Below are 9,683 nucleotides of genomic sequence, written 5' to 3'. Positions count from 1 at the left end.
CCAAGCTGTTCTACCTGGCGCTGCGCAACATCAGCCAGAAGTGGACCATGCCCATCCACGATTGGAAGGCCGCGCTGACCCGCTTTACCATTCAGTTCGGAGACCGCATCTCCGTCAATTGAAGTCCGACCCGTTTACACAAAAATTCGGACACGCCCATGGCGCTGGTGATCGACTGCCACAGCCGCGAGTTGCTGGGCTGGCATCTGTCCCGCAGCGGCAAACCGAAGACGGCCGAATCAGCGCTGGAACAGGCCCTGATCGCGCGCTTCGGCACGCTGGGCCGTGTGCCAGCGCCGTTCCTGCTGCGCTCGGACAATGGGCTGGTCTTCACCAGCCGTAGCTTCACGGCCTTGGTCCGTAGCTACGGGCTGCGCCAGGAGTTCATCACGCCGCACAGCCCTGAGCAGAACGGCCTGGTCGAGCGGGTGATCCGCACGCTCAAGGAGCAGTGCGTGCATCGGCACAGGTTCGAGTCGCTGCAACACGCCAGCTGCCTTATCGGCGACTGGATCCACTTCTACGACCACCGGCGCCCACATCAGGCGCTGGGCATGAGAACTCCCGCTGAGGCGTTTGCATTAGCGGCATGACCTGAGCAGGAATTGCTGGGTCAATACATCGCTTCAAAGGCACTCGCGCTATGGCCGGCTGATAAGCTCTCGCGCCTCCCGGAGAAAGAGCGGGATTCGGAATCGATTCACCATGGGGAATGCAGGAATGGGTAACAAGAAAATCGCCGTGGCCGTAGGCGCCACCCTGGCCATCGCCGCCTACGGCGGAACAACCTGGTATGCCGGGCAGAAGGCGCACGCCAGCTATGCGCAGGCCGTGGCGGAATTGCGCGCACTTCTGGGCGCGCAGACCGTGGTTGCCGAGGAATACCGCAAAGGGTTTTTCTCGTCGCAAGCCAAGCTGGTGCTGCAGTGGTCAGTGCCCACCGAGGAGGGGGTGCAGCCCGTGGCGGGCGCTGTGCCAAAGCCCGTGCGCCTGGTGGTGGATACCACGGTACGCCACGGCCCCTTGGCCGGCGGCCAACTGGCGGCCGCTTGGGCAGAGTCGCACTTCGCGCTGGAGGGGCTGGACGACAACAGCCGCCAGGCCCTGGCCAAGGCCACAGCGCCCACATTGACCACCGTGCACCGCTTCACGGGCAGCCACGACATGCGCCTGCTGCTGCCGGCGGGCGAGATTGGCGATGGCGAGGTCACGCTGCGCTGGCAGGAAATGGCACTTGACACCAGCGTGAGCGGCAACCGCGTCCAGGGTACGTGGCGCTGGCCTGAACTGGCCCTCCTGGGCCTGCCCAACCGGGACGACGAAGACGCACAGGAAGCCGAAGAGGACGATGGCGATGAAGTGGCTGCGGAGCCTGTGGCACGCACCAGCCTGACGTTTCAGGGCATCGACAGCAGTTTTGATAGCACCGCCATTGACGGCCTGTGGGGGCTGGGGCCCGGCAAGGCCAGCCTGCGCGTGGCGCGCATGGGGATGCGCCGCACGTCCGTCGAGGGCGATGCCCAGACGCTGCTCGATCTGAAGGATCTGGCCGGCATTTCCGTGGTGGAAGCCGATGCGGCCAAGTTGGGCGTGACCACCGAGTTCAAGGGTGTGGGCCGTATCGGTCCGCTGGATTTCGAGTCGCTAGGCTATGTGCAAAAGCTCCAGCGCCTGGACATCGAGGCGCTGCGCAACATCCAGCGTGCGCTGGTGGACGGCTACCGCAATGCCGGCCTGGCCAATGCCAGGGAGGGCTTGGAAGGGCAGGGCGCGGACGTGTTCGCGCAAAATGCGCCGCGTCTGGTAGCCGCCCTGCCAGCGTATTCGATGAAGCTGCAAGCCACGTTCCAGGGGCAGACGGGCGAGCTCGACTACGGTGCCGAGGTGCGCAACGCGCCGCCAGCGGAGCAGATCGCCGCGACCGGCTGGATGCCTGCCTTGCTGCAGGGCACGCTGTTGCATGCCAATGCGCGCCTGCCCAAGGCATGGCTGGCGCCGCTGCTGCAGGCCACGGGCAAGCCTGAAGTGACGGCCGATGACGTGGAAGGCATGGTGGGCATGGCCCAGGCCTCGGGCTATGCGCGCCTGGAGGGCGAGCACCTGACCAGTGCGCTGAAGATCGAGGGCGGGCAGATGACCCTGAACGGCAAGCCCATGGCATTGCCCATGGCTGCCCTGCAGTAGCACCGGGGCGCGAGAAAAGCGCCTGCGCGCGGGGGCAGGCGCTTTTTTTGTTTGCCGCGCAGTGATTGGCTCAGAGCGTGCCAGCCCTCTGGCGTGCAATGGCGTCGGCCACGCCCGCGCCGTAGGCCGGGTCGGCCTGCGTGCAGTGCGCAATGTGTTTGTCCACGATGTGCTGCGAAACGCCCGCGATGGCGCGCGCGGTGTTCTCGCACAGCAGCCTGCGCTTTTCGGGCATCATCAGGCGGAACAGGTCGCCGGGCTGGGTGAAGTAGTCGCTGTCGTCCTCGCGGTAGTTCCAGCGGCTGGCGTCGCCGTAGAGCTTTTCCACGGGCTCGGCGTACTGGGGCTGCTCTTGCCATTCGCCCTTGGTGTTGGGTTCGTAGGCGATGGTGCGGCCGAAGTTGCCGTCCACGCGCATCGCGCCGTCACGGTGGTAGTGGGCCACGGGGCAGCGCGGCGCATTCACCGGGATCTGGTGGTGGTTCACGCCCAGGCGGTAGCGCGCAGCGTCGGAATACGAAAACAGGCGCGACTGCAGCATGCGGTCGGGCGAGGGGCCGATGCCGGGCACCAGGTTGCTTGGTGCGAACGAGGCCTGCTCCACTTCGGCGTAGTAGTTGTCGGGGTTGCGGTTGAGCTCCATCACGCCGACCTCGATCAGCGGGTAGTCCTTCTTGCTCCACACCTTGGTCAGGTCGAACGGGTGGAAGCGGTAGGTCTGCGCCTCTTCCTCGGTCATGATCTGCACGCACAGCTTCCACTTGGGGAAGTCGCCACGGTCGATGGCTTCAAGCAGGTCGCGCTGGCTGCTCTCGCGGTCTTGGGCGACCACGGCGGCAGCCTCCTGGTCGGTCAGGTTCTCGATGCCCTGCTGGCTCACCCAATGGAACTTGACGTAGTGGCGCTCGCCCGCCTGGTTGATGAGGCTGTAGGTGTGCGAGCCGAAGCCGTGCATGTGGCGGTAGCCGCGCGGAATGCCGCGGTCGCTCATCACGATGGTGATCTGGTGCAGCGCCTCGGGCAGGCCGGTCCAGAAGTCCCAGTTGCTCTCGGGGCTGCGCAGGTTGGTGTACGGGTCGCGCTTCACGGCCTTGTTCAGGTCGGGGAACTTGAGCGGGTCGCGGAAGAAGAACACCGGCGTGTTGTTGCCCACCAGGTCCCAGTTACCTTCCTCGGTGTACATCTTCACGGCGAAGCCGCGGATGTCACGCTCGGCATCGGCCGCGCCGCGCTCGCCGGCCACGGTGGAAAAGCGCACGAACAGCGGCGTTTGTTTGCCAACTTCGGAGAACACCTTGGCGCGCGTGTAGCGCGTGATGTCGCCCGTGACGGTGAAGGTGCCGTAGGCGCCGGAGCCCTTGGCGTGCATGCGGCGCTCGGGGATCACCTCGCGGTGGAAGTGCGCGAGCTTCTCCAGGTGCCACAGATCCTGCAGCAGCATCGGGCCGCGCGGGCCGGCGGTGAGCGCATCCTGGTTGTTGGCGACGGGGGCGCCAGCGGCGGTAGTGAGGCGTTGGGTCATGGTGGGACTCCTTTCAGTGGCAAAAATAATAGTTCTCTGCTATGAACTTGGAATTATTGTCTTGTTCTATGGTAGAGGCAATGCTTCCACGATTGAATTACTGCAACCCGGCGATAGCCACGGCGCAGGGTACAGCCCTTGCGCCGTGGCGGGCCATCGGGTCGTGCCCTCCTCGGACCCGGGTGCCTGCGCATCGGCGTGGGGGACGTTGCCAGGGTACGCCGGGACGTGCGCGGGAGCTTGACGATTCGCAGACGGGATGAACGCCGAGGCCGTCCGGCGCGCGATTCCCCCCGGCCCGTGGACGGCAAAAGGTTATCCTGCACCCGTTGCCTTCCCAGGAGTCGCCATGACCGTCACGACTGCATCGACCGCCACGCGCACCGAACGCGACAGCTTCGGCCCCATCGACGTGCCCGCACGGCATTTGTGGGGTGCGCAGACCCAGCGGGCGCTGGAGCACTTCGCCATTTCCGGGGAGCGCATGGCGCCCGAGCTGATTGCGGCGCTGGCCCAGGTCAAGCGTGCCTGCGCCTACGTCAACCATTCCCTGGGGCTGCTCAGTGCCTCCAAGACCACGGCCATCGTTGCGGCGTGCGATGAGGTGATGGCGGGCGCCCATGCGCAGGAGTTTCCGCTCGTGGTCTGGCAGACGGGCTCGGGCACGCAGACCCACATGAACATGAACGAGGTGCTGGCCAACCGCGCCAGCGAGATGCTGGGCGGGCCGCGCGGCCATGGGCGCGTGATCCACCCCAACGACGATGTGAACCTCAGCCAGTCGAGCAACGACGTATTCCCCGCCGCCATGCACTTGGCCGCAGTGGAGGGGCTGGTGCGCCACCTGCTGCCCGCGCTGGTGGGACTGCGCACCACGCTGGCGGCCAAGGCCGAGGCGTTTGCGGGCATCGTGAAAATTGGCCGCACCCATTTGCAGGATGCCACGCCGCTGACGCTGGGGCAGGAGGTGTCGGCCTGGGTGGCGCAGCTTGCGCATGCCGAGGAGCATGTGCGCGCAGCACTACCGCACCTGTGCGAACTGGCCCTGGGCGGCACGGCGGTGGGCACGGGGCTGAACGCGCCGCCAGGCTATGCCCAGGCCGTGGCCGAGGAACTGGCGGCACTGAGCGGGCTGCCATTGGTGAGCGCGCCGAACAAGTTCGAAGCGCTGGCCAGCTGCGATGCGCTGGTGCACGCGCATGGTGCGCTCAAGGGGCTGGCCGCCAGCCTCATGAAGATTGCCAACGATGTGCGCTGGCTCGCCAGCGGCCCGCGCTGCGGGCTGGGCGAGATTTCCATTCCCGAGAATGAACCGGGCTCGTCCATCATGCCCGGCAAGGTCAACCCGACGCAGTGCGAGGCGCTGACCATGCTGTGCGCGCAGGTGCTGGGCAACGACGTGGCGGTCAACGTGGGTGGGGCGTCGGGCCATTTCCAGCTGAACGTGTTTCGGCCGCTGGTGATCCACAACGTGCTGCAAAGCATCCGGTTGCTGGCCGATGGCATGGTCAGCTTCAACGACTATTGCGCCATGGGCATCGAGCCCAACCGGCAGCGCATCGAGGAACTGCTGGAGCGTTCGTTGATGCTGGTGACGGCGCTGAACCCGCACATCGGCTACGACAAGGCGGCCGAGATCGCCAAGCGTGCGCACCGCGAGAACCTGAGCTTGCGCGAGGCGGCCATCGCCTCGGGCCACGTCACAGCGCAACAGTTCGATGCCTGGGTGGTGCCAGGAAAGATGGTGTAACCTGGCCGTTTTTAGTGAAAAAGGCCTCCAGCCCTTACTGGGTAAGCGCTAGAAGCTATTGAATCAGGAGCGCGCTGTAGCCAACTTAGGCACGCTGCAGCGCGGCCTGCTTCCACGCCTGGGCGGCCGCTTCGGCATCGCCGCGCTGCTCCGCCAGTTCTGCCAAGTGGCGCCAGGCGCTGGCGCGCAGGCGGGCATCGGCCAGCTGTTGTGCGGCCTGCGTCAGCATCTGCTGGGCCTTGCCCCAGAGCTGGCGTTTCAGGCATGCCATGCCGGCCAGGTAAGACAGGCGCGGGTCGCGCGGGTTGCCTCGCTGGGCGGCTTCGATGCGTGCCAGCCAGGTGGCGTCGAGCGAGGCGAGCCCCGCCTCCAGCGCGTACACCAGCTTGAGCGCCTGGGCCGCAGGCAGGGCCTGGGGCAGTTCCACCATGCGTTCCCAGGCTGGCAGGAGCCATGCGCGCACCTGGGCGTCGTCACCGCCGAGCTCGGCCAGGCGCTGCGCCGCCTCAATAGCCAGCTCCGGCATGGCGCGCTCGACGGGCTCCAGGCCCATCCACACCTGCTGCAGCTGCGCCGTGTCGTGTGCGCCCTGGATCAGCTCCGCAGCCAGACCGCGCACGATGCTTTGCGCCGCGGCGCTGGAGAAGGCGTGGTGCTTGCCCAGCAGGCGTGCGGTGTCCAGTGCGCTGTGTGTGTGGCCGGCCAGGCGCGAGGCCTTGAGCTTGATGCGCAGCGCCAGCGTGCGGCGCGCTGCGCCCTGGGGCAGGGCCGCCAGGCGCTCCAGCGCACCTTCGCTGTCGCGGTCGTCAAGCGTCCAGCGCGCCGCGCGCATCTGCAGGCCCTCGCGGATGCTTTGCTCCTGCGGATTGCCGTTGGCGGGTGCCTGTTCGAGCGCCTGGCGCAGATGCTCTTCGCGCGTGGCGCGGTCCTGCAGCGCGTGCGAGCTGTCGGCGGCAATGAAGTGCGCCAGGGCACGCAACTGGCGCGCATGCGCAAGGCTGGCGCCGCTGGCGGCCAGCGCGCTTTCCTGGGTGAGCGCGGTCAGCGCGGCCTTGCGCGAGCGCAGGAACCGGCCCGAGAGCATGTGCGCCAGCGCATGCAGCAAAGCCGCGTGCATGGCGCGCTCCTTTTGCTGCTGGCGCCAGCGTGCGGCCTGGCGCGGCAAGGTCAGCAGGGCGTTGAGCCCGGCGAACGCGGCATGGAGCGTGACGAAGCCGCCCACGAGCAGCAGCACCACCATGTTGAGCGAGAAGTCCACGCGATAGGGCGGCCAGAACAGCGTCACGGTGCCCTGGTTGTTGCCCGCGAACAGTGCCACCGCGACGGCGGCGCCGAACAGCCCGAGAAGCCAGAGAGCGGCGCGCATGGTCAGCGCCCCGCTGCGGCCGTGGTCAAGGCCGCGAAGGTTTCGTCCAGGCGCGGCAGCTCGGCCGCCTTCAGATGCGTCTGCATCTGCTGCAGCATGGTGGCGGCATTTTGGGTGCGGCGCGAGGCGGGGTCGAAATACTTGTTGAGCGCCGCCGTGGCGGCCGCGACGTCGGTGCGCGCCGAGTCGAACTGGCGCGCAAGCACCCCCAGACGGGCGTTGAGCAGCTTGAGCTTGAGGTTTTCACGCAGGAAGAATTCCTGGTCGGGCGCGAGCAGCACGGCCTCGGGCTGGTCGATGCGGCTGACGCGCACCAGGCCGCGCGCTTCGTCGCGCACCAGCTCCCAGCCCTTGTGCAACTGGGCTTGCCACCAGGGCAGGGCAGGCGCCGGCGTGGCTGCGGGGGCGCCTGCAGCGCGGCGCATGGCCGAGGACTGCGCCACGGCATTCAGCGTGGGCAGGTCGTCCACCTGGCGCACCAGGTCGTCCATGCGGCCGAGCAGGCCGGCGGTGTCGGTCACGCTGGCGCGCGCGATGCGGTCAAGGTCGCGTTCGATGGCGCGCTGCACCGGGCCCAGGCGTGGCTGCGCGGCGCGCTCGATGCGCTGGCTGGCGCTCTTGAGCGCGGCCACCAGGGGCTCCAGGCTGCCGGTGAGCTGGGTCTGCTGCTGGGCCAGACGCAGGCCCGATTCGATGTCGACCACCAGGTTTTCGTCGCGCGAGCGCGACAGGCTCTGGATCAGCTCCTCCAGCTGGCTGCGCTGCAGCGCCACTTCGCTCACGCGTGTTTCGGCCACGGTGAGGCGTGCGGCTGTCTCGCGCGCCAGCTCTTCGGCCTGGCGGGCGACGGTGCGCGCTTCGGTGGCGTGGGCGCCGGTGTCGGCGCTTTGGCGCGCGAGCTGCTCTTGGATGTGGTTCAGCTTCTGCCACAGAAGGGCGCTGCTGGCCAGGCCGGCCAGTGCCAGCATGGTGGCCAGGGCCAGCGCGAAATGGCCGCCGCCGCCCTGCGCGGGGGGGGCAACGGGCGCGTGGTGCGCTGCGGTGGGCTGTTCACTCATGGACAGGATTTTATAAAGGCCGCCACGTCCGCAAGGGCGGGTTTGCATTCACTCACACAACCGAAGCCCGCGGTCCGTGCCGCCTGCGCAATGCGCGGGTGCGTCGCCAGGGCGTGCGCTGCGGCCCAGTCCTGCCCGGGCAGTGCCCGGCCCAGATGGGCGATGGCTTCGGAGCTACTGAAAAGCCACAGCGTGCCATCGTGCGCGGCGCGGCGCGCCAGCGCCTGCTGCGGCGCATCGAAGGCAGGGGCGCCGCGCTCGTAAGCAACAACGAAGTCCACCTGGCCGCCCGCGGCGTGGATGCGCGCCGCCAGCCAGTCGCGCCCCTGGCCAAGGCCCGGTGGCTCGCCCGCACTGGCGCCGCGCACTACGAGCACGCGGTCACCTGGACGCACCTGGGGCGCCACGCGCGCCCACAGCGCCTCGGAGTCGAACTGCGCCGCATCCGGTGCCGGGCCGTCGATGCACTCCGCCGGCACACCGCGCTGCAAGAGCGCACGCGCGGTGCCGGGGCCGGGTGTCCATGCTCTTGTTTCAAGAGCTGCTAGCGCTTTCCCAGTAAGGGCTGGAGCGTGATTTGACTCAAAAAAGTGCTCGACGGCATTACCGCTGACGAACATCACGGCGCGGTAAAAGGCGGGGGGGTGTGCCAGGCGCTCGCGCGCTGCCTGCAGTGCCGCCTGGTTGGAGGGGCTCGCGGTGATGGCAATCAGCGGCAGTGCCTCGGCGGCAATGCCCTGGGCCTGCAGATCGGCCACCCACTGCGCGGCGTCCTGCGCCGGGCGGGTGACGAGGACGCGGCGCATTACAGACCCTGGGCTCCGCCCGCGCGCAGTTGCGCAGCCACGGCATCGCCCAGCGCCTCGGCCTGGGCCAGCGTGGCAACGGGCGCCTGGGCCTGGGCGCGCACCAGGGCGCTGCGGCCTTCGGGGTCGCCCCAGGCGGCGTCCAGGTGCAGTGTGTCGCCGTGCCATTGGCCGTGTGCGGCCAGCGGCATGGAGCAGCTGCCGCCCATGGCGCGGCTGACGGCGCGCTCGGCCGCCACCGTGAGCCAGGTGGGCTGGTGCGCCAGCGGGGCGAGCGCTGCGATCAGGTCCTGCCGGTCGCTGCGTACCTCAATGCCGAGGGCGCCCTGGCCGGCGGCGGGCAGCATCTCGTCCGGCGCGAAGACGGCCCGGATGCGCTCGCCCAGGCCCAGGCGCTTGAGGCCGGCGGCAGCGAGCACGATGGCGTCGTACTGGCCTTCGTCGAGCTTGCGCAGGCGCGTGTCGAGGTTGCCGCGCAGCGGCTCGATCTTCAGGTCAGGGCGCAGCGCCTGCAGCAGCACCTGGCGGCGCAGGCTGGACGTGCCGACCACCGCACCCTGCGGCAGCGCGGCCAGGCTGGCGTAGCGCGGGGAAACGAAGGCGTCGCGTGGGTCCTCGCGCTCCATTACGCAGGCCAGGGCGAAGCCTTCGGGCAGTTCCATGGGCACGTCTTTCAACGAGTGCACGGCGATGTGGGCGCGGCCTTCTTCCAGCGCCACTTCCAGCTCCTTCACGAACAGGCCCTTGCCGCCGACCTTGGACAGCGAGCGGTCGAGGATCTGGTCGCCCTGTGTGGTCATGCCCAGCAGCGTGACGGTGTGGCCGCGCGCGGCCAACAGGGCCTTGACGTGCTCTGCCTGCCACAGGGCAAGGCGGCTTTCGCGCGTGGCAATGACAACGGGGGCGGGAGACGGGGTGGCGGGGGTGTTCATGGGGCTTTTTATATCCGGGCCGCAGGGGGCATTGGGGATGCTAGCATGCTGCGCTGCAATAAACC

8 protein-coding genes are annotated in these 9,683 nt (G+C 68.3%); 3 read left to right on the top strand and 5 right to left on the bottom strand.

From position 1 onward, the window contains the following. Nucleotides 1–158: 158 nt before the first annotated feature. Both BN2503_RS17420 and BN2503_RS17415 read left to right on the top strand, forming a co-directional pair. The gene (locus BN2503_RS17420; protein ID WP_233495118.1) at nt 159–593 is read left to right on the top strand and encodes an integrase core domain-containing protein; all 435 of its coding nucleotides are present in this window, start codon (nt 159–161) and stop codon (nt 591–593) included. Between the two features lie 127 nt (nt 594–720). After that, nucleotides 721–2,184, top strand: a complete 1,464-nt coding sequence (locus tag BN2503_RS17415) for a YdgA family protein (RefSeq protein WP_054257883.1) — start codon at nt 721–723, stop codon at nt 2,182–2,184. 70 nt (nt 2,185–2,254) lie between these two features. Here BN2503_RS17415 and BN2503_RS17410 read toward each other — a convergent pair whose 3' ends face one another. Next, nucleotides 2,255–3,706: a catalase gene (locus BN2503_RS17410; protein ID WP_054257882.1), complete on the bottom strand. Its 1,452-nt coding sequence runs from the start codon at nt 3,704–3,706 to the stop codon at nt 2,255–2,257. A 349-nt stretch (nt 3,707–4,055) separates the two neighbouring features. On the opposite strand from BN2503_RS17410, the gene fumC reads away from it, so the two are divergent. Continuing rightward, nucleotides 4,056–5,456, top strand: coding sequence for a class II fumarate hydratase (fumC, locus tag BN2503_RS17405; RefSeq protein ID WP_054257881.1), 1,401 nt, complete (start codon nt 4,056–4,058; stop codon nt 5,454–5,456). An 85-nt stretch (nt 5,457–5,541) separates the two neighbouring features. On the opposite strand, the gene BN2503_RS17400 is transcribed toward fumC, so the two are convergent. From BN2503_RS17400 to hemC, 4 genes are read right to left on the bottom strand one after another with little or no spacing between them, the layout of a single operon-like run. Beyond that, nucleotides 5,542–6,822 carry a heme biosynthesis HemY N-terminal domain-containing protein gene (locus tag BN2503_RS17400; RefSeq protein ID WP_054257880.1) on the bottom strand — a complete coding sequence of 427 codons (1,281 nt, stop codon included), beginning with the start codon at nt 6,820–6,822 and terminating at the stop codon, nt 5,542–5,544. Between the two features lie 2 nt (nt 6,823–6,824). Beyond that, nucleotides 6,825–7,880, bottom strand: a complete 1,056-nt coding sequence (locus tag BN2503_RS17395; protein WP_054257879.1) for a uroporphyrinogen-III C-methyltransferase — start codon at nt 7,878–7,880, stop codon at nt 6,825–6,827. Continuing rightward, nucleotides 7,877–8,686, bottom strand: a complete 810-nt coding sequence (locus BN2503_RS17390; RefSeq protein ID WP_054257878.1) for a uroporphyrinogen-III synthase — start codon at nt 8,684–8,686, stop codon at nt 7,877–7,879. Before BN2503_RS17390 ends, BN2503_RS17395 begins: the two co-directional genes overlap by 4 nt. Beyond that, the gene (gene hemC / locus BN2503_RS17385) at nt 8,686–9,618 is read right to left on the bottom strand and encodes a hydroxymethylbilane synthase (RefSeq protein ID WP_054257877.1); all 933 of its coding nucleotides are present in this window, start codon (nt 9,616–9,618) and stop codon (nt 8,686–8,688) included. The genes BN2503_RS17390 and hemC overlap by 1 nt, the downstream gene beginning before the upstream one ends. Between the last annotated feature and the right edge of the window lie 65 nt (nt 9,619–9,683).

Source organism: Paenacidovorax caeni (assembly GCF_001298675.1).
GTDB lineage: Bacteria > Pseudomonadota > Gammaproteobacteria > Burkholderiales > Burkholderiaceae_C > Paenacidovorax > Paenacidovorax caeni.
This window is presented reverse-complemented; position numbering and strand designations above follow the sequence as displayed.